The 19385-nt window shown below is 71.4% G+C and carries 18 protein-coding genes; 5 read left to right on the top strand and 13 right to left on the bottom strand.

The genetic code is table 11. The annotated features are described in order from the left end of the window. Positions 1-38 precede the first annotated feature (38 nt). The 8 genes from ACIRG9_RS01120 to ACIRG9_RS01085 all read right to left on the bottom strand — a co-directional run bounded on the left by ACIRG9_RS01120 (position 39) and on the right by ACIRG9_RS01085 (position 8873). Positions 39-740 carry an endonuclease domain-containing protein gene (locus ACIRG9_RS01120; protein ID WP_402850194.1) on the bottom strand — a complete coding sequence of 234 codons (702 nt, stop codon included), beginning with the start codon at positions 738-740 and terminating at the stop codon, positions 39-41. Positions 741-1098: 358 nt separating this feature from the next. Beyond that, the gene (speB, locus tag ACIRG9_RS01115) at positions 1099-2112 is read right to left on the bottom strand and encodes an agmatinase (RefSeq protein WP_402848314.1); all 1014 of its coding nucleotides are present in this window, start codon (positions 2110-2112) and stop codon (positions 1099-1101) included. Further along, the gene (locus tag ACIRG9_RS01110; protein WP_402848311.1) at positions 2109-3311 is read right to left on the bottom strand and encodes a saccharopine dehydrogenase C-terminal domain-containing protein; all 1203 of its coding nucleotides are present in this window, start codon (positions 3309-3311) and stop codon (positions 2109-2111) included. Before ACIRG9_RS01110 ends, speB begins: the two co-directional genes overlap by 4 nt. Beyond that, positions 3311-4732, bottom strand: a complete 1422-nt coding sequence (locus ACIRG9_RS01105; protein ID WP_402848308.1) for an NAD(P)/FAD-dependent oxidoreductase — start codon at positions 4730-4732, stop codon at positions 3311-3313. The genes ACIRG9_RS01110 and ACIRG9_RS01105 overlap by 1 nt, the downstream gene beginning before the upstream one ends. After that, positions 4729-5565, bottom strand: a complete 837-nt coding sequence (locus ACIRG9_RS01100) for an ABC transporter permease (protein WP_402848305.1) — start codon at positions 5563-5565, stop codon at positions 4729-4731. Before ACIRG9_RS01100 ends, ACIRG9_RS01105 begins: the two co-directional genes overlap by 4 nt. A gap of 58 nt (positions 5566-5623) precedes the next feature. Beyond that, the gene (locus ACIRG9_RS01095; RefSeq protein WP_402848302.1) at positions 5624-6535 is read right to left on the bottom strand and encodes an ABC transporter permease; all 912 of its coding nucleotides are present in this window, start codon (positions 6533-6535) and stop codon (positions 5624-5626) included. Next, positions 6532-7683 carry an ABC transporter ATP-binding protein gene (locus ACIRG9_RS01090; RefSeq protein WP_402850191.1) on the bottom strand — a complete coding sequence of 384 codons (1152 nt, stop codon included), beginning with the start codon at positions 7681-7683 and terminating at the stop codon, positions 6532-6534. Before ACIRG9_RS01090 ends, ACIRG9_RS01095 begins: the two co-directional genes overlap by 4 nt. 5 nt (positions 7684-7688) lie before the next feature. Continuing rightward, positions 7689-8873 (bottom strand): extracellular solute-binding protein, encoded by a 1185-nt coding sequence (locus ACIRG9_RS01085; protein WP_402848298.1) that lies wholly within the window; start codon positions 8871-8873, stop codon positions 7689-7691. Between the two features lie 208 nt (positions 8874-9081). Between ACIRG9_RS01085 and ACIRG9_RS01080 the strand changes: the two genes are divergently transcribed. Further along, entirely contained in the window at positions 9082-9594 is a 513-nt protein-coding gene (locus tag ACIRG9_RS01080) for an Lrp/AsnC family transcriptional regulator (RefSeq protein WP_402848295.1), read from the top strand. A 62-nt stretch (positions 9595-9656) separates the two neighbouring features. Here the strand turns inward: ACIRG9_RS01080 and ACIRG9_RS01075 are convergent, their stop codons facing one another. Then, entirely contained in the window at positions 9657-9848 is a 192-nt protein-coding gene (locus ACIRG9_RS01075; protein WP_402848292.1) for a DUF397 domain-containing protein, read from the bottom strand. 430 nt (positions 9849-10278) lie between these two features. On the opposite strand from ACIRG9_RS01075, the gene ACIRG9_RS01070 reads away from it, so the two are divergent. The 3 genes from ACIRG9_RS01070 to ACIRG9_RS01060 are packed head-to-tail and all read left to right on the top strand — an operon-like array spanning position 10279 to position 13690. Continuing rightward, positions 10279-11625, top strand: coding sequence for an aspartate aminotransferase family protein (locus ACIRG9_RS01070; RefSeq protein WP_402848290.1), 1347 nt, complete (start codon positions 10279-10281; stop codon positions 11623-11625). Next, positions 11610-12314: a pyridoxamine 5'-phosphate oxidase family protein gene (locus ACIRG9_RS01065; protein WP_402848287.1), complete on the top strand. Its 705-nt coding sequence runs from the start codon at positions 11610-11612 to the stop codon at positions 12312-12314. Before ACIRG9_RS01070 ends, ACIRG9_RS01065 begins: the two co-directional genes overlap by 16 nt. Then, a complete protein-coding gene (locus tag ACIRG9_RS01060; RefSeq protein WP_402848284.1) occupies positions 12314-13690 on the top strand; it encodes an NAD(P)/FAD-dependent oxidoreductase in 1377 nt (458 codons plus the stop codon). Before ACIRG9_RS01065 ends, ACIRG9_RS01060 begins: the two co-directional genes overlap by 1 nt. 60 nt (positions 13691-13750) lie before the next feature. Here the strand turns inward: ACIRG9_RS01060 and ACIRG9_RS01055 are convergent, their stop codons facing one another. Then, positions 13751-14122: a DUF3499 domain-containing protein gene (locus tag ACIRG9_RS01055; RefSeq protein WP_402848281.1), complete on the bottom strand. Its 372-nt coding sequence runs from the start codon at positions 14120-14122 to the stop codon at positions 13751-13753. Positions 14123-14276: 154 nt separating this feature from the next. On the opposite strand from ACIRG9_RS01055, the gene ACIRG9_RS01050 reads away from it, so the two are divergent. Then, complete coding sequence (locus ACIRG9_RS01050) at positions 14277-14726, top strand: metallopeptidase family protein (protein WP_088963879.1); 450 nt, start codon at positions 14277-14279, stop codon at positions 14724-14726. Between the two features lie 93 nt (positions 14727-14819). Here ACIRG9_RS01050 and ACIRG9_RS01045 read toward each other — a convergent pair whose 3' ends face one another. From ACIRG9_RS01045 to ACIRG9_RS01035, 3 genes are all read right to left on the bottom strand, one after another. Beyond that, positions 14820-15080, bottom strand: coding sequence for a WhiB family transcriptional regulator (locus tag ACIRG9_RS01045; RefSeq protein WP_013284161.1), 261 nt, complete (start codon positions 15078-15080; stop codon positions 14820-14822). 572 nt (positions 15081-15652) lie between these two features. After that, a complete protein-coding gene (locus ACIRG9_RS01040; RefSeq protein ID WP_402848277.1) occupies positions 15653-18160 on the bottom strand; it encodes a bifunctional FO biosynthesis protein CofGH in 2508 nt (835 codons plus the stop codon). Positions 18161-18345: 185 nt separating this feature from the next. Continuing rightward, positions 18346-19317 carry a hypothetical protein gene (locus ACIRG9_RS01035; RefSeq protein WP_402848275.1) on the bottom strand — a complete coding sequence of 324 codons (972 nt, stop codon included), beginning with the start codon at positions 19315-19317 and terminating at the stop codon, positions 18346-18348. Positions 19318-19385: the final 68 nt, after the last annotated feature.

Genomic DNA, 19385 nt, shown 5'->3' with positions numbered 1-19385 from the left:
GGCTTCTGCGAGGTGCCACAACTCCATGATCGCGAGGCTCAGGGGCGGAGGAGGGCGGCAACGGTGGAGAGGATGTGGTGGGGGCGACGGTAGAGGTCGGCGGCGGTGAAGTAGCGCATACGCCAGTCGTTGGCGGCAAGCCAGTTCATGCGGGAACGGTCATGCCGCAGGCGGTCAGGGTCAAGGTGCGACAGACCGTCGTACTCGATGCCGATCCGGCGCTCGCGATAGCCGAGGTCCAGGCGAAAGAGCGGCACACCGTCCTGATCCCGTACCCAGAGCTGCGGCTCGGGTGCTGGCAGGCCGCCGTCGATGAGCAGCAGGCGTAGCTGACTCTCCTGTCGGCACTCCGACCGCGCGTCGGCGAGACCAATCAGTTTGCGGGCCTGGCCCACTCCACGCAGGCCACCGTGCCTCGCCACTTCCGCACGCAACTCGTCAACGCCGGACGCGCCTGAGCGCAGGCACAGATCCAACAGCGGCAGAGCGTCCATCCGGCGTAGGACCCGTGCCAGGTCAACCGCGCACCGTGCGGCAGGCGCACACGGTACGCCAGCGATCTCCACCGAAACCGGCACAGGCAGCACCGATTCATGCGCCACGACTCCCTGGATCTTCGGTACCACGCATCCCGCCGGCACGATGACATGCACCTCAGCCGTGGACACTGCGCCGAAGCCGTGCAGTTGGGCTCCGGTGTGAAAGCCGGCAACCGCATCGGGCGGCATTCGCCGGAACACCGCCTCCAACCGGGCGGCGCCATCGTCTCGCCCGCCGTAGACACCCCGTGACAGCCGATACAGCCGCCCAGTGTCGAGCCGGTGTCGGACAACTCCCCGGCTCAGCCCAGCCCGACGCAACTCCTCATACCGCTCCACACCCCAACCCTGACCCGCCCCCCACCCACCCCACCCACCCCTGTGGACAACCCACCCCCCTGCGGAAACCCCCCACCCCCTCTCCGCCCCTGAGGCCGTCGATCAAGGAGTTGTGGCACCTGACGTAAGCCACAAACGGGGCATCACAGGCGCCACAAGTCCATGATCGACGGGTGGGGGGGTGGGGTGGGGTGGGGGGTGGGGTGGGGGTGGGGGTGGGTCAGCGGGTGTCGAGGAGGGGTTGGTGGGGGTTCCAGGGCGGGCCGCCGGTGGCGTCGCGGCGGCGGCGGGCGATCGCCGAGAGGGCCTCCAGGACCACGCGGTTGCCGAGGTACGCGGTGATGTCGGCGTGGTCGTAGGGCGGGGCGACCTCGACCACGTCCACCCCGACGATCGGCAGCTCATAGCAGCAGCGGCGGACCGCGTCGAGGAGCTGCCGCGAGGTGAGCCCGCCCGGTTCGGGGGTGCCGGTGCCGGGAGCCATGCCCGGGTCGACCACGTCCACGTCGACGGAGAGGAAGACGCCCTCGCACTCGTCCGTCGCGATCCCGAACGCTTCCGAGAGGCAGGAATCCAGCCCCCGCGCCACCACCTCGGTCATCTCGTACGAGCGCATCCGCTGCTCGGCCATCCACGTTAGGGTCTCCGGGCCGGGCCAGTAGCCGCGCAGGCCGATCTGAAGGAAACGGTCGCCGCGTACGGCACCGGACTCGATGAGCCGGCGCATCGGCTGGCCGTGCCCGTGCAGCGAGCCGAACTCGATGTCGCCGGTGTCGGCGTGCGCGTCGAAGTGCACCAGCGACACCCGGCCGAGCCCGTGGTGGCGGGCCACCCCGGTGGCGTCGGGCAGTGCGATGGAGTGGTCGCCGCCGAGCACGACCGGAATCGCCCCGGCCGCGGCGACCGCGTGCACGGCGGTCTCCAGTGAGGCCAGCGACCGTTCGATGTCGCCGGAGAACATCTCCACATCGCCGGCGTCGTAGACGCGCAGGTCCTGTAGGGCGTCCACGCGCAGGGCCAGGGACGGGCGGGAGCCGTCATGCGGGAGGTAGCACGCCTGGCGGATGGCGGACGGGCCGAACCGGGTGCCCGGCCGGTGCGAGGTGCCACCGTCGAAGGGCGCGCCGACGATCACCACGTCGGCGTCCGCGTAGGTGTCCGGCTCCTCCAGGGTGCACGGGGGCACCCCGAGGAACGTCACGTCGGGGCCGAACATCGGACCGTAGCGGGTCACCGTTCCTCCATCCCCCACGGCGAGCCGTAGCCGGTCAGCAGGTCGAGAAAGGGCTTCGGTGGCAGCGCCTCCGGGCCGAGCACCCCGGCGCCGGACCAGGCGCCGGTGGCCAGCAGTTCCAGCGCGACGACCGGGTTGACAGCGGTCTGCCAGACCACCGCCTGGTGGCCGTACTCCCGCATCGACCACTCGTTGTCGACCACGTGGTAGAGGTATACCCGCCGTGGCCGGCCGTCGACGCCGGTGCCGGTCACGTACGTGCCGGCGCAGGTCTTGCCCCGCATCCGGGCACCGAGGGTGGCCGGGTCGGGCAGGCAGGCGGCCACCACGTCACGCGGGGAGACCTCGACGTCACGGACCCGCACCGGCGAAACGCCGTCGAGGCCCAGCTTGTGCAGGGTCTTGAGCACCTCGATGAACTCGTCGCCGAGGCCGTACTTGAAGGTGACCCGTTTCGCCTTCACCCAGCGCGGGATCAGCAGCACCTCCTCGTGCTCCACGTTGACGCAGTCGACCGGGCCGATCCCCTCGGGAAACTCGAAGGTCTCCGGTTCGGAGAAGGGCGGGGTGGTGTACCAACCGCGGTCAGATTCCCAGATGACCGGCGGGTTCAGGCATTCCTCGATGGTGGTCCAGATGGAGAACGACGGGGCGAAGTCGTAGCCGTCGACGGTGAGGTTGGCACCGTCGCGTACCCCGATCTCGTCGATCTCGGTGAAGAGTTCGTCGGCGGCGTAGCGGGCGAAGACGTCGGAGAGGCCCGGCTCGACGCCGATGCCGCAGAGCGCGAGCCGGCCGGCGGCGGACCACCGCTCAGAAACAGCGAACTGGTCGTCGCCGAGCTTCACGCCGGTCTGGGCGTGGGGCGCGGTCGGGTGCGGGTGGGACAGCGACATCGCCATGTCCAGGTAGTCGGCCCCAGCGGCGTACGCCCCCTCGAAGATCGGCATGACGAAGCGCGGGTCGACCGCGTTGAGCACGTGGGTGATCCGGTGGTCGCGGCAGAGCGCGGCGACCGCCTCCGCCGACGAGGCGTCGAGCGGGGCGGCGACGAAGCGGGCGTCGTGTTCCGCGATGGCCCGGCCGGCCCGGCCCAGGTCACGGTCGGCGACCACCATGGTCTCGAAGAAGGAACGGCGGGCGGCGATGGCGACGGCGGCGGAGCCCACTCCGCCCGCGCCGACGAGCAGGATACGCATCAGGAATCGAACCCCAGTCCAAGACGATCGAGTGTACGCAGCCACAGGTTGCGCTGCCCCTGACGCGCGTCGGCGCGGGCCAGCGACCAGCGGGTGAGGTTGATGCCGGCGGCCCGGAACGGCTCCGGCGGGAACGGCAGCGGCTTACCGCGCACCAGGTCGAGCCGGGTCAGCGGGGTCTGCTCGCCGGCGAGCAGGTCGAGCATCACGCGGGCGCCGAAGCGGGTCGCCCCGACGCCGAGCCCGGTGAATCCGGCCGCGTACGCCAGCCGTCCCTCGTAGGCGGTGCCGAAGAACGGGCAGAACCGGGTGCAGGTGTCGATGACGCCGCCCCAGCGGTGGCTGAACCGGACCTCCGAGAGCTGGGGAAACGTGGTGAAGAAGTGCCGAGCCAGGGCGGTGAAGGTGACCTCCCGCTGGGCCAGCTCCGGGGCCATCCGGTTGCCGTAGTGGTAGACCGCGTCGTAGCCGCCGAATAGGATCCGGCCGTCCGCGGTGATCCGGTAGTAGTGGAACTGGTTGCCGACGTCGGCCAGCCCCTGCCGGTTCTCCCAGCCGATCGCCTTCCGCTGCTGCTCAGACAGCGGCTCGGTCATCAGCGCGTAGTCGTAGACGGGTACCAGCCAGGCGCGCAGCCGGCGCAGCAGCGGCGGGAAGGCGTTGGTGCCGAGCACCACCTGCCGGGCCCGGACCACGCCGGGTGCCGCGCCCGGACCGCCGGCGGTCACCGCGCGCAGCGCCGGGCCGTCGCGGTGCAGGCCGGTGACCCGGGTGTGCTCGTGCAGGCGTACGCCCCGGTCGAGGGCGACGCGACGCAGCCCCCAGGCGAGCCTCGCCGGGTCGAGCATGGCCACCCGGTCCCGGTCCCACATCCCGCCGAGGTACGTCGGCGAGTCCACCTCGGCGCGTACCTCGTCCCGGTCGAGCAGCCGGACGTCGTGGCCGTACCGGCGGGCCAGCTCGGCATCCTCGGCCAGCCCGGCGAGCTGGTACGGCTCGACCGCCACCGCCAGCTCGCCGGTGCGCTCGAAGTCGCAGTCGATGCCGTACCGGTCGATCGTGGCGGCGATGGCGGACAGGTTCTCCCGGCCGAGCCGTTCCAGCTCGTCGATCTCGCCGGGGAACCGGTCGACGCCGTTGGCCAGGCCGTGGGTGAGCGAGGCGGCGCAGAAGCCGCCGTTACGCCCCGACGCCGCCCAGCCGCAGGTGCCCGCCTCGACCAACAGCACGTCCCGGTCGGGCTCGGCCTCCTTGGCCTGCAGGGCGGTCCACAGCCCGGAGTACCCGCCGCCGACCACCAGTAGGTCGGCTTCGTGCGTACCGGTCAGCGGCGGCAGCGGGTCGGGGCGTTCCGGTCGGTCCAGCCAGTACGGGACGGGCGCGGCGTCGGCCAGCGCCCGGCCGGTATGCGGGAGTTTCATGATCCGCTCTTCGCCGTCTGCTTGACCGCGATGGTGGCCGCGAGGGCGGCGCGCCGGGCCCGCCGGCCCTGCAGCGAGCTGGCCCCCACCAGCAGCAACGCGATCGCGAACATCGCCGTGCCGATGACGTTGACCTGCGGCGGGATGCCCCGCTGGGCGGCGCCCCAGACGTACATCGGGAAGGTGACGGTGGTGCCGGCGTTGAAGTTCGTGATGATGAAGTCGTCGAAGCTGAGCGAGAAGGAGAGCAGCGCGGCGGCCAGGATGCCGGGCAGCACCAGGGGCAGGGTGATCCGCCGGAAGGTCTGCCACTCGCTGGCGTACAGGTCCATGGCGGCCTCCTCCAGCCGCCGGTCCATGCCGGCGAGCCGCGCCTTCACGGTGACCACCACGAACGACACGCAGAACATCACGTGCGCGATGACGATGGTCCAGAAGCCCTGCGGCACCCCGGCGGCGACGAAGAGGGCGAGCAACGAGGTGCCCATCACCAGCTCCGGAGTCGCCATCGGCAGGAAGATCAGGCCGTTGATCCCGGCGCGGCCCCGGAAGCCGTGCCGGACCAGGGCGAACGCCATCAGCGTGCCGAGGATCGTGGCGACCACCGTGGCGATCAGGCCGATCAGCAGGCTGCGGCCCACCGCGTCGCACATGTCGGCGGTGGCGCAGGGCTGCCGCCAGTTGTCCAGGGTGAACTCGTTGAAGTCGTAGGACAGCCTGCTCGCCGGCCGGTTGAAGGAGAGCCCGGCGACCACCAGGATCGGCAGCGACAGGTAGCCGAGGACCAGCAGGGCGACACCCATCACCCAGCGGTCGGCGATCCAGCGGCGCATCACAGGACCCGCCCTTCGTTCGCGACTGCGGGGCTCCGCATCGCTGCACTCCTCCCGCTCACAGGACCTCCTCCGTGCCGGCCCTGCGCAGGTAGACGAAGACGATCGCGAGGATCGCCGCCATCAGCAGGAACGACAGGGCCGCGCCCTGCGGGTAGTCCAGCCGGACCAGGAACGCCGAGTCGATGACGTTGCCGATCATGTATTCGTTCGGCGTACCGAGCAGTTCGGCGTTGATGTAGTCACCGGTGGCCGGGATGAAGAAGAGCAGCGTGCCGGCGATCAGCCCGGGCATGGACAGCGGCAGGGTGACCTTCTGGAACGCCCGCAGCGGGCTCGCGTACAGGTCGCTCGCCGCCTCCAGCAGCCGGGGGTCCAGCCGCTCCAGGTTCGCGTACAGCGGCAGCACCAGAAAGGGCAGGAAGTTGTACGTCAGGCCGAGCACCACCGCGATCGGGGTGGCCAGCAGCCGGCCGTCCGAGCCGAGCAGGTGCACGTCGCGCAGCAGCCCGACCACCCAGCCGTTGTCCGACAGGATGGTCTTCCAGGCCAGCGTACGGACCAGGAAACTGGTGAACATCGGCGCGACCACCGCCACCAGCAGCAGGTTCTTCCAGCGGCCGGCCTTCTGCGCGATCGCGTACGCCAGCGGGTAGCCCATCAGCAGGGCCAGCACCAGCGCGATCCCCGAGTAGACGAACGACCGGGCGAACTGCGGCCAGTACGCCTGCAACGCCTCCGGATAGTTGCCGAAGGCCCAGGTCATCGCGTACCCGGTGGACAGTGATCCGCTCGGGTCGTACAGGCTGGCGGCGGCGAGTTGCAGCAGCGGCAGGGCGAAGAAGACGAACAGCCAGGCGGCGCCCGGCAGCAGCAGCAGGTACGGCAGGAGCCGGGAGCGGCCCCGCCGGGCCGCCGGTGGTGTCACCGACTGCCCCGACCCGGTCGGCACATGAGCGAGGGCGGTCATGGCACCACGCTGACCGGCTCGTCGAGCAGCGGGGTGGTCTGATCGTCCTCGCCGGTCTCCCGGGGCAGCAGGAAGGCGTGCCGCGGATCCCAGTGCGCGGCCACCGGCGCGCCGACCGGGAGCCGGCCGCCGACCCCGCTGTTCGCGGCGAACGCGGACAGCTCGCTGCCCCACGCCGTCTTCACCAGGTACTGGGTGCTCACGCCGACGTAGGAGGCGTCGGTGATGACGCCGGGAACGTGCTGGTGGCCGGCCGGCACCGCGTCGGAGTCCTCGACCAGGTGCAGTTTCTCGGGGCGTACCCCGAGGAAGGCCGGCCCGTTCTCGACGCGGGCCCGGCCGGCGGGCACCGAGAAGCGCGCGCCGTGCGCGGTGACCAGCACGTCGTCCCCGCTGTGGCCGGCGGCCTCGCCGGCGAGCAGGTTGGACTGGCCGAGGAAGTTCGCCACGAACGCGGTGGCCGGGTACTCGTAGATCTCGGTGGGGGCGCCGAGCTGCTCGATCCGGCCCGCGTTCATCACCGCGACGGTGTCGGCCATGGTCATGGCCTCCTCCTGGTCGTGGGTGACGTGCACGAAGGTGATGCCGACCCCGGTCTGGATCCGCTTCAGCTCGATCTGCATCTGCCGGCGCAGCTTCAGGTCGAGCGCGCCGAGCGGCTCGTCCAGCAGCAGCACCTGCGGGTGGTTGATCAGCGCGCGGGCCAGCGCGACCCGCTGCTGCTGACCGCCGGAGAGCTGGGCGGGCTTGCGGCGGCCGTACCCTTCGAGCTGCACCAGCGCGAGCATCTGCTCGACCTGCTCGGTGACCTTGCGGATGCCGCGCCGGCGCAGCCCGAAGGCCACGTTCTCGTGGATGTCGAGGTGCGGGAAGAGCGCGTAGCTCTGGAACACGGTGTTCACCGGCCGCTTGTACGGTCGCAGCCCGGCGATGTCCCGGTCACCGAGCAGCACCTGCCCGCTGGTCGGCTCCTCCAGCCCGGCGATCATCCGAAGCGTGGTGGTCTTGCCGCAGCCGGACGCGCCGAGCAGGGCGAAGAACGAGCCCTGCGGGATGGTCAGGCTGAGGTCGTCCACCGCGGTGAAGACGCCGAACCGCTTGGTCAGGTTGGCCAGGCGCAGGTCGCCGGCCGGTGTCTCGTGTCCCATCGCTCTCACGCCCCGATGACCTTCTGGTACTTGGCCTCGAAGTCCCGCTCCTGCTTCTCGTCCAGGGCCATGAAGCTCTTGGCCTTCGCCAGCATCGGCTCGTCGGGGAAGATGAGCGGGTTGTTGGCCAGATCCGGATCGATCTTCTCCATCTCGGCCTGCGCGCCCTTGACCGGGCAGATGTAGTTGACGTAGGCGGCCATCTTCGCGGCCACCGCCGGCTCGTAGTAGTAGTTGATCAGCTCTTCGGCGTTCGCCTTGTGGCTGGCCTTGTTCGGCACCAGCATGTTGTCCGACCAGAGCATCACGCCGGACTCCGGCGCCACAAACTTGATCTTGTCGTTCTCGAAGCCGAGCTGGATCACGTCGCCGGACCAGCAGATACAGGCGGCGATGTCACCCTTGTTGAGATCCTGGGAGTAGTCGTTACCGGTGAACTTGCGGATCTGACCGGAGTCGACGGCCCGCTTCAGCTTGGCCAGCGCGTCGTCGAACTGGGCGGCGGTGAAGTTCGACGGGTCGTGACCGTTGGACTGGAGCAGCAGGCCCATGGTGTCCCGCATCTCGGACAACGCGGTCACCTTGCCCTTGAGGTCCGGGCGGGTGAGCAGCTCGTCGACCGTGCGGATCTCCTTGGTCACCTTGGCGTTGTACGCGAGCGCCGCGAGACCGGACTGCCACGGGACGGAGAACTCGCGGTTCGGGTCGAAGGACACGTTGCGCAGCGACGGCAGCAGGTTGGCCTCGACGTTCGGCAGCTTCGACTTGTCCAGCTTCTGGAGCCAGCCGAGCCGGACCATCCGGGACGCCATCCAGTCGGTGAGGACCATGAGGTCGCGCCCGGTCGGCTGGCAGCTGGCGAGCTGGTTCTGCACCTTGCCGAAGAACTCGTTGTTGTCGTTGACATCCTCGGTATAGGTGACCTGGATGCCGGACCGGGCGACGAACGCGTCCAGGGTGGGCCGCTTGGCCTCGTTCTTCGCGTCGACGTCGATATATTGCGGCCAGTTCGAGAACGCCAGCTTCTTCTCCGTCGCGGAGAGGTCCTCGCTCTTGCAGCCAGCCTCGGTCTGCTGAGCGCCCTTGGTGCCGCAGCCGGCCAGGCCGCCCGCCGTCGCGAGTAGCGCGGCCGAGCCGAGGGTGCCGGTGAGCAGACCACGCCGGGTGAGGGGCCGGAGGGGACTACGCATGTGACGACTCCTAAGGGGGCAACGTCGGCGGCGGAACCTGGGGGCGCTCACCAACGGGAGGGTCAATGGCGATGGACGACTGATCCTGACATGATGTGACCTCCCTTACAAGGGATTCCGTTGCGGGAATAGCGATAGGCCACGAAATACGCCAGACTGCGGCGGGCACTACGCTCAGCGCGAGGAATCCGGACATGGGGAGCGCACGATGGCCAATCGGCAACTGGAGAACGGCAACGGGGCACGCCGCGTCACCGTGCGTGAAGGCGCCAGTCACGCACTGCTCGATGACGTGGCCAAGCAGATCATCGAGCAGCTCCAGGAAGACGGCCGACGCCCGTACGCGACCATCGGCAAGGCGGTCGGCCTCTCCGAGGCTGCGGTCCGGCAGCGGGTGCAGCGACTGCTCGACGCGGGCGTCATGCAGATCGTCGCGGTGACCGATCCGCTCCAGCTCGGCTTCCCCCGCCAGGCGATGATCGGCCTGCGTACCGACGGGGACCTGGAGTCCGTGGCCGACCGGCTCGCCGAGTTGGAGGCGATCGACTATGTGGTGATCACGGCCGGCTCGTTCGACCTGCTGGCCGAGGTGGTCTGCCGCAACGACGAGCACCTGCTGGAGATCCTGCAGAAGCTGCGCACCGTCCCCGGCGTGGTCTCCACCGAGGCGTTCGTCTACCTCAAGCTTCGCAAGCAGACCTACAGCTGGGGCACGGCCTGACCGGCCCGGCGCTTTGACCGAGGCCGGCGCGGCATGGCCGGGTCAGGCGTGGCGTGGCTCGGTCAGGCGAGGCGCTCGGCCTGCGCGACGAAGGCGCGCCAGGCGGCCGGGGCGAAGGCCAGGGTGCCGCCGTCACGGTCCTTGCTGTCCCGCACCAGCACCCGACCGGGCAGGTTGTCGGCCACCTCGACGCAGTCGCCACCGTTGTTGCTGCTGCGGGTGGCGGTGCGCCAGCGGGCGTCGGTCAGCTCCATGTCTTCGCCACTTCCCTGATCAGCTCGATCGACCGGCGGCGGGGCGCCGCATCCCCACGGCGAACCTTGATCAACTCCATGTGCGGCAACCTGCGGCCTCGATCGCGCAGAAGACCACAACTTGCCGCAACCTGCGCACGGCAAAGCCGCCGAGCGGGCCGTGCCAGGTCGGGCAGCCACGCGCGGCGATCAGAGTGATCAAGGAGTTTTGCGGGCGATATCGCAAACGAGTCAGCTCCAAAGGGGCTCGAAGGCTTACTACCGCCCCAGCGGGGACCCTGCGGAATCCGTTGCGGTTGAAAACATCACTCGCTGAATCCGTTGCGCCAGACGGATGAGGCTTGCGTTATCGGCACCGAATGTGGCATAACCGTGGGCAGAGCGGCCGGTGTCACCCCTCCTGACCGGCCCTTGACCCGATGGGGCTGACATGGCCAACGCCACCGACCACCTCTGGATGCACTTCACCCGGATGGCCAGCTACTCCGCCGGCGAGGTACCGACGATCGTGCGCGGCGAAGGCGCGTACGTCTGGGACTCGCAGGGCCGCCGCTACCTGGACGGACTCGCCGGGCTCTTCGTCGTCAACGCCGGCCACGGCCGGACCGAGCTCGCCGAGGCGGCCGCCAAGCAGGCTGGCGAGCTGGCCTACTTCCCACTGTGGTCGTACGCCCACCCGAAGGCCGTCGAGCTGGCCGAGAAGGTCGCCTCGCTGACCCCGGGCGACCTGAACCGGGTCTTCTTCACCACCGGCGGCTCGGAGGCCGTCGAGGCGGCGTGGAAGCTGGCCCGGGCCTACTTCAAGCGCACCGGCCGGCCGAACAAGTACAAGGTGGTCAGCCGCTACATCGCCTACCACGGCACCTCGATGGGCGCGCTGTCGATCACCGGCCTGCCCGGCATCAAGAGCGACTTCGAGCCGCTGGTGCCGGGCGGCATCAAGGTGCCGAACACCAACTTCTACCGGGCTCCCGAGCACGGCGACGACGCCGAGGCGTTCGGCCGCTGGGCCGCCGAGGAGATCGGCCGCGCCATCGAACGGGAAGGGCCGGACACCGTGGCCGCGGTCTTCCTGGAGCCGGTGCAGAACTCCGGCGGCTGCTTCCCGCCGCCGCCCGGCTACTTCGAGCGGGTCCGGGAGATCTGCGACGCGTACGACGTGCTGCTCGTCTCCGACGAGGTGATCTGCTCGTGGGGCCGGCTGGGTGAATACTTCGGCGCCGTCCGGTACGGCTACCAGCCCGACATCATCACCACCGCCAAGGGCATCACCTCCGGCTACGCCCCGCTCGGCGCGATGATCGCCAGCGACCGGCTGATGGAGCCGTTCCTCACCGAGACCGGCATGTTCGCCCACGGCGTGACCTTCGGCGGCCACCCGGTCTCCTGCGCGGTGGCCCTGGCCAACCTGGAGGTCTTCGCCCGTGAGGACCTGATCGGCCACGTACGGGCCAACGAGGGCGCCTTCCGGTCCACCCTGGAGAAGCTCAACGACCTGCCGATCGTCGGCGACGTCCGGGGCGACGGCTACTTCTACGGCATCGAGCTGGTCAAGGACAAGACGACCCGGGAGACCTTCGACGAGGCCGAGTCGGAGCGGCTGCTGCGCGGCTTCCTCTCCACCGCGCTCTTCCAGGCCGGGCTCTACTGCCGCGCCGACGACCGGGGCGACCCGGTGGTGCAGCTCGCCCCGCCGCTGATCGCCGAGCAGCAGCACTTCGACGAGATCGAGCAGATCCTGCGCACCGTGCTGACCGAGGCATGGGCGCGACTCTGACCGGCGGCGCAGGGCCGGACCGGGCCGGGACCGAGGGGTCCCGGCCCGCTCCCGTCGACCCGCCCGCCGTCGGCGGCACCGACCGGACCCGGGTACGCCGCCTGCCCGAGCTCGCCGTCCACGACCGGGCGGCCCTGTACGCCGTCCTCGACGCCGGCCGGGTCGCCCACCTGGCCATCGTCGACCGGGACCAGCCGTACGCGCTGCCCGTCGGGTACGCCCGGGACGGGGAGCGGGTGCTGGTACACGGGTCCACCGGAAGCCGACTGTTCCGGCACCTCGGCGCCGGCGCCCCGGCCTGCCTGACCGTCACCCTGCTCGACGGCCTCGTGCTGGCCCGCAGCGCCTTCGAGTCCTCGATGAACTACCGCTGCGCCATGGTGCTCGGCAACCTCATCGCGCTGCCCGGCGACGAGAAGCTGGCTGCCCTCGAACGCCTCTCCGAGCACCTGCTCCCCGGCCGCTGGGCGCAGATCCGGCCGCCCTCGACGAAGGAGCTGGCCGCCACGCTGGTGCTCGCCCTGCGACTGGACGAGTGCTCGGTGAAGATCAGCGCCGGCTCGCCCGACGACCCGGAGGACGACCTCGACCGGCCCGTCTGGGCTGGCGTGCTGCCGATCGTCGAGGCGTACGGCGTCCCGCAGCCCGATCCGCGGCTGCGCCACCACCTGCCCCCACCGGAGTGGTGATGCGTTACCAGGACCTGTCGTACTGGCTGTCCAGCGTGGACGAGCCGCTGACCCCGCGCCCCGGCCTGCCCGGCGACATCGACGCGGACGTGGCGATCGTCGGCGCCGGCTACACCGGCCTGTGGACGGCGTACTATCTGGCCGTGGCGGATCCGTCGCTGCGGATCGTCGTCCTGGAGCAGCAGATCGCCGGGTACGGCGCGTCCGGCCGTAACGGCGGATGGTGCTCGGCCCTGCAGCCCACCTCGCTGCCCGCGCTGGCCCGCCGGCACGGCCGGGACCGGGCGCTGGAGATGCAGCGGGCCATGCACGAGACCGTCCGCGAGGTCGGCCGGGTGGTCACCGCCGAGGGGATCGACTGCGACTGGCGGGCCGGCGGGACGGTGGTGCTGGCCCGCAGCGATGTCCAGCTCGGCCGGGCCCGGGCCGCCGTGGCCGAGGCCCGGGAGTACGGCCTGGCCGACGAGGACGTCGTGCTGCTGGACGCCGCTGAGGCCGCCGCCCGCTGCCACGCCGACGGGGTACGCGGGGGCACGTACACCCCGCACTGTGCCGCGGTGCATCCGGCGAAGCTGGTCCGCGGCCTGGCCCGGGCGGTGGAACGCCGCGGCGTCCGCATCTTCGAACGGACCCCGGTCACGGCCCTACGCTCCGGCGCCGCGGTGACCCCCGCCGGGGTGGTCCGCGCCCCGGTGGTGGTCCGGGCGACCGAGGGCTTCACACCCGCCCTGCCGGGTCAGCGACGCACCGTCGCGCCGGTCTACTCGCTCATGGTCGCCACCGAGCCGCTACCCGAGGCGACCTGGGCGGAGATCGGGCTGGCCGAGCGGGAGACCTTCTCCGACTACCGGCACGTCATCGTCTACGGCCAGCGCACCGCCGATGGCCGGCTCGCCTTCGGCGGCCGGGGCGCGCCCTACCACTTCGGCTCCCGGGTCCACCCCGACCACGACCGGGAGCCCCGGGTGTTCGCCGCCCTGCGCCGGGTGCTCGGTGAACTCTTCCCGGCGCTGGGGCCGGAGGTGCCGGTGAGCCACACCTGGGGCGGGCCGCTCGGCGTGGCCCGGGACTGGGCCGCCTCGGTCGGGCTGGACCGGACCACCGGGCTGGCCTGGGCCGGCGGCTACGTCGGCGACGGCGTCGGCAGCAGCAACCTGGCCGGGCGTACGCTGGCCGACCTGATCCGGGGCGAGGCGAGCGATCTGACCGTGCTGCCCTGGGTCAACCATCGCTCCCCCAGGTGGGAGCCCGAGCCGCTGCGCTGGCTGGCCGTCAACGCCGGCCTGCGGATCATGTTCTCCGCCGACCGGGCCGAACTGCGTACCGGCCGCCCCTCCCGACGCGCCGCCGCCTTCTCCCACCTCCTGGGCCACTGACCCCTGGCCCCGCCGCCCGGCCCCGGCCTCGGACCTGCGGGGAAGGGCGGCGGGGGCGGGTCAGTGGTTCGGCGGGATCACCCGGAGGTGGCCGCGACGGCCGGTCTGCTGGGGGTGGTGGGGGGTGACCTTGTCGTCCTCGGGGGGACGTGGGGGTGCCGGGCGGGCGGCTTCGCGCACCGCCTCGGCCAGGGCGACCAGGTCGTCGGGGCTGGGCGGCGGAGGCTCGAACTCGCCCTCGTGCCGGACCACGTCCCAGCCGCGCGGGGCGGTCAGGCTGCGCGCGTGCGGCTCGCAGAGGTCGTACGTGTGGGGCTCGGCGAAAGCCGCCAGCGGGCCGACCACAGCGGTCGACTCGTTGTAGACATAGGTCAATGTGGCGACCGCTTGCCGGGGGCAGCCGTTACGGGAGCAGCGCCGTGGTGACCTCACGGCGGCAGGGTATCTCCAATACCGGGTCCGGCGCACCGCTTCGCGTTACGACACGCCCGTCATGGTGATCACAATTCATCCGATCGGATCACCGGCACGCCGTACCTGCGGCGCAACGGGGGGCGGCCCGGTGGCGGGGGCTACCCTGTGCGTCATGACGAGCCCGGAACACCGCCGCCCCGGCTCCGGCCGGCGCACCCACCGGGACCGGCACGGGCGGGGGCTGCGGGGGCGGCTGGTGCCGGCCACCGTACCGCTGGCCCGGACCAAGGCCGAGGTCTTCGACGACCTGGTGCTGGACACGGTCGAGACGCTGGAACGCCGCTTCGCCAAGGAACTGGCGGGCGTCGAGTTCGCCGTCGAGGACGTCCCGCCGGATCTGAACGTCTATGACTCGGACGTGCTGGAGGACGGCGAGGTGCCGCTCGCCCGGTTGCTGCCGGGGCGCCCGGGCCGGCAGGAGGTGCCACCGCGGATCGTGCTCTACCGGCGACCGCTGGAATTCCGTGCCATGGACCGCGAGGACCTGGCGGATCTCGTACACGACGTGATCATCGAGCAGGTGGCGAACCTGCTCGGGGTCGATCCCGACGAGCTGGCCTGAGCCGGCCGGCCCGTCACCCCCTGCGGCCGGTCCCCACCGGCCGGGCGGTCGGTCCGAGCCGGGCGGCCCCCACCGCCCAGGCCCGGTCCCGCATCAGGCGGCGACCCGCCGCTTCAGCTTCCGCCGCTCCCGCTCGGAGAGCCCGCCCCAGATTCCGAACCGCTCGTCGTGCCCGAGGGCGTATTCCAGGCACTCCGTCTTGACCTCACACCGCGAGCAGATCCGCTTCGCCTCGCGGGTCGAACCGCCCTTCTCGGGAAAGAACGCCTCCGGGTCGGTCTGCGAGCAGAGCGCCCGCTCCTGCCACTCCGGCGCGTTTCCGAGCAGGTCGGCCACCTCGAGCTGGCCGTCCATCAGATGCCTCCTTGTCGCGCACCGGCGTCATCGCCGCTGCAACCCCCCACGCGAAAGGCGTGCTTGTCCGTCCGGTCACAATTTGTTGCGTTCCGAGCGAACAACCCCATTCAAATTACACGCGTGTAATGCGTGCGCCGTCAAGCCAATCTTGATAATGGAGTCGCCCTCCCGACACCTCGGGACGGCCATCCCCACCGCCCGACCCTCGCAACCTGCCCTATCGATTCAGACCCCGGACGGGTAACGCCCTCCCCGGCGAGTTGCCCGAGTTTTCTGCCGTGGCGCACCGGACGCGGACACCCCCGGCGGCCCCGGCGGAGGCTCCGGCGGGCCGTACCCGGGTGGCCGTCGCGACACCATCCAAGATCAGAATTGTGGTGAGGAAAGGTTAACCCGCCCGGCACGGCACCGCCCGGCGAGACGAGAACACCGACGGCGCCCCGTCCACATGATGGACGGTCGCGACGGCGGAGCATTGGCCGAACGATCAGCTCGGATTCGCGAAGCAGTGGTGAATTCGAAACGATTGGTGACAGGCCGATGACCGTCGACGGGGAATCGAAAAGGTTCTACGCGCCGGCGTGGCCGTACGCGGTCGACCGCCTGCGGGCCGGCCGGCCCGCAGCCGCCGCGATCGCCCTGAGCTGCTCCTCGGTCCGGGCCGAACCGTTGCCCGAGCCGGCCATCCGGGAGATCGTCTCCTCCATCAACGTGCCGCCCAGGTCGTTGCAGCCGCCCCGGAGCACCGCCACGGCGCCCTCGTCGCCGAGCTTCACCCAGGAGCACTGGATGTTGGCGATCCGGCCGTGCAGCAACAGCCGGGCCATCGCGTGCACCGCCCGGTTCTCCCGCCAGGTCGGCCCCGGGCGGGCGAGCCCGGCCAGGTAGATCGGCGCGTTGGTGTGCACGAACGGCAGGGCCACGAACTCGGTGAAGCCGCCGGTCCGGTCCTGCACGCCGGCCAGCACCCGGAAGTGGGCCAGCCACTGCCCGGGGTGGTCGACGTGGCCGTACATCATGGTGGAGCTGGACCGGATGCCCAGCTCGTGGGCCGTGCTCACCACCTCGACCCAGGCGGCGGTCGGCAACTTGCCCTTGGTGAGCACCCAGCGGACCTCGTCGTCGAGAATCTCCGCGGCAGTGCCCGGGATGGTGTCCAGGCCGGCGTCACGGAGCTGGAGCAGCCACTCCTTCACCGGCACCCCGGCCTTCGCCGCGGCGGTGACGATCTCCATCGGCGAGAACGCGTGCACGTGCATGCCCGGCACCCGGGCCTTGATCGCCCGCACGAGGTCGGCGTAGCCGGTGACCGGCAGCTTCGGATCGATGCCGCCCTGAAGGCAGACCTCACCCGCCCCGGCCGCCCACGCCTCCTCGGCCCGGTCGGCGACCTGCTCCACCGAGAGCCGGTACGCGTCCGCGTCCGTCTCCCGCTGCGCGAAGGCGCAGAACCGGCAGCCGACGTAGCAGACGTTGCTGAAGTTGATGTTCCGGTTGACCACGTACGTCACGTCGTCGCCGACCGCGTCCCGGCGGACGTCGTCGGCGATCCGGCACAGCTCCTCCAGCGCCGGCCCGTCGGCGGCGAACAGCGCCAGCGCCGCGTCGGTGTGCCGCGGCTCCAGCAACGCCGCCGGATCGTCCGCGGCCAACCGCAGCCCGGTCGCCAGGTCACCCGCCCCCACCGGTACGCCCCCGGCGGTCACCCTGCCGGCGACCTCGGCCCAGTCGCCGTAGACGCTGTCGAAGTCGCCCCGGCGGTCCCCGGTCCGCCCGGTGGTGTCGATCGTGGCGTGCAGGTCGGTACGCCCGCCGAACACCTCCTCCGGCTCCTGCCAGGGCCGGCCCACCGGGCGGGCCGCCTCGACCGCGAGCCCGGTCTCCGGATCGGCGAGCGCGGTGACGTGCGGCAGCAGGCGCGGATCAAGCCACGGGTCGCCCGCCCGGACGTACTCGGGGTAGACCGTCAGCCGCTCGCGCAGGGCGAAGCCGGCCCGCGCGGTGTGCCGGGCCAGCTCGTCCAGCTGCGGCCAGGGGCGCTCCGGGTTGACGTGGTCCGGGGTGACCGGCGAAACGCCGCCCCAGTCGTCGATGCCGGCGCGCAGCAGCAGGTCGTACTCGCCCTCGATGAGATTCGGCGGGGCCTGGATGCGGGACTTCGGACCGAGCAGCACCCGGGCCACCGCCACCGTGGCGGCCAGGTCGTGCAGCTCCGCGTCCGGCATGCCGCGCATCGCGGTGTCCGGCTTGGCGCGGAAGTTCTGCACGATCACCTCCTGGAGGTGGCCGTACTCCCGCATCGTCCGGCGGATCGCGAACAGCGCGTCGACCCGTTCGGCCCGGGTCTCCCCGATGCCGATCAGGAGACCGGTGGTGAACGGCACCCCGACCCGGCCGGCGTCGTCGAGCACCCGGAGCCGGACCGCCGGCTCCTTGTCCGGCGAGCCGTGGTGCGGGCCGCCCGGCTCCGACCAGAGCCGCGTCGCCGTGGTTTCCAGCATCATGCCCATGCTCGGGGCGACCGGCCTGAGCCGTTGCAGCTCCGACCAGGACAGCACGCCCGGGTTGAGGTGCGGCAGCAGGCCGGTCTCCTCCAGCACCGCCACCGCACAGGCCCGCAGGTAGTCCAGGGTGGAGTCGTAGCCGCGCTCGTCCAGCCACCGGCGGGCCGCCGGCCAGCGCTCCTCCGGCCGGTCGCCGAGGGTGAACAGCGCCTCCTTGCAGCCCTGCGCCGCGCCCTCCCGGGCGATCGCCAGGACCTCGTCCTTCTCCAGGTACGCGGCCGGGACCCGGTGTGGCACGGTGGCGAACGTGCAGTAGTGGCAGCGGTCCCGACAGAGCCGGGTCAACGGGATGAAGACCTTCTTGGAGAAGGTGACCACCCCCGGGCGGCCGGCCTCCCGCAACCCGGCGTCGCGTACCTCGCCGGCGATCCGGAGCAGCTCGTCGAGCGCCGCCCCGCGCGCGGCCAGCAGGGCACTCGCCTCGTCGACGTCCAGCGCCCGACCGGTCGCCGCCCGGTGCAGGGCCCGCCGCACGGCCGCCTCGGTCGGCACGGAATCGCTGCGATCAACCATCCGCTCAGCCTAGGCGCTACCCGGCCCGCCACCGCCCGACCCCGCACGGAGTGGGCACACCGGCCCACCGGCCGGGTCGGCAGACCCACCGAAGGAGTGGCCTCCCTGGTGGGGAAGCCACTCCTTCCGGTAACTGTCGCTCGTCCGGCGAATGAGCCGTCGCCCGGATCTGCCAGTCCGAACGCTCAGCGCGGGTGGTTCGGGTCGTGCCAGCCGAGGTGCTGGGTGCGGTCGCTGTCCTCCGCGGCCGGCTGGCCGGGCTCGACCGGCTGCCGCGGGATGGCCTGCGTCGGCTCGGCCGGCTGCCACGGGATGGCCTGCGTCGGCTCGGCCGACGGAGGCTGACCGAAGGGCGGCGCCGGGTGCGGAGCGCCGAAGGGCGGCGCGGACTGCGGGGCACTGAACGGCGGTGCGGACTGCGGAGCACCGAACGAAGGCGCGGACTGCGGGGCGTGCGGCGGGGTGGTGTTGAACGGCGCCGCCGCAGGCTGGCCGTACTGGCCCGGGGCGGGCTGACCGGGCGCGGGATAGCCACCGGGCTGGCCCGGGGCAGGGTAGCCCGGCCGACCAGGCGCGGGGTACCCGGGCTGACCAGTCGCGGGGTAGCCGGCCTGCTGCTGCGGCCAGCCCGGCTGGGGCTGCCCGTAGACGCCCGGCTGCGGCTTCGGCTTGGCGACGTAGTAGAGGGTGCGCCAGATCCGGTACACCACGAACCCGCCGACCCCGAAGATCGCCAACCAGCCCAGCCGAGCCAGCAGGCCGAGGAAGGCATCCATCACCTCGGCCTCGGCGAGCCGGCCGACCAGCCAGATCAGCAAGGTCAGCGCGCCGAACAGCGCGGCGAAGGCGTACTCGCCGAGGGCCGCCTGGGTGATCAGCTTGGCCTTGGGCAGCACCGGACGTACGTGGGTGGCGAGCAGGACGGCCAGCACCGGCAGCACGGTCGACTCGAAGCCGACGAACACGAAGAAGGTGCTGCCCGCCCGGCCGCCGATGGTGCTGTAGGTGCCCATCGGCACCAGCAGGCGCAGCAGGCCGACGAAGAGCAGTACGGCGTTCGCGCCGAGCAGGACGAGCGCGGCCAGTTCGCGCAGTGGCTTGGTCACCTGGCTGGCCTGCGTGGCGTCGCCGGACGCGGGTTCGGCGGGGCTGGTCACGGACTCCCCCTTGGGGACGAAAACGGACAGTTGCCGTCGTGAGCCTAGTCTCCCCGGCCACCGGCCGA

This window comes from Micromonospora sp. NPDC093277, from assembly GCF_044765245.1.
In the GTDB taxonomy this organism is placed as follows: domain Bacteria; phylum Actinomycetota; class Actinomycetes; order Mycobacteriales; family Micromonosporaceae; genus Micromonospora.
The sequence above is the reverse complement of the archived record's forward strand: the minus strand, read 5'-3'. Positions and strand labels throughout refer to the sequence as shown.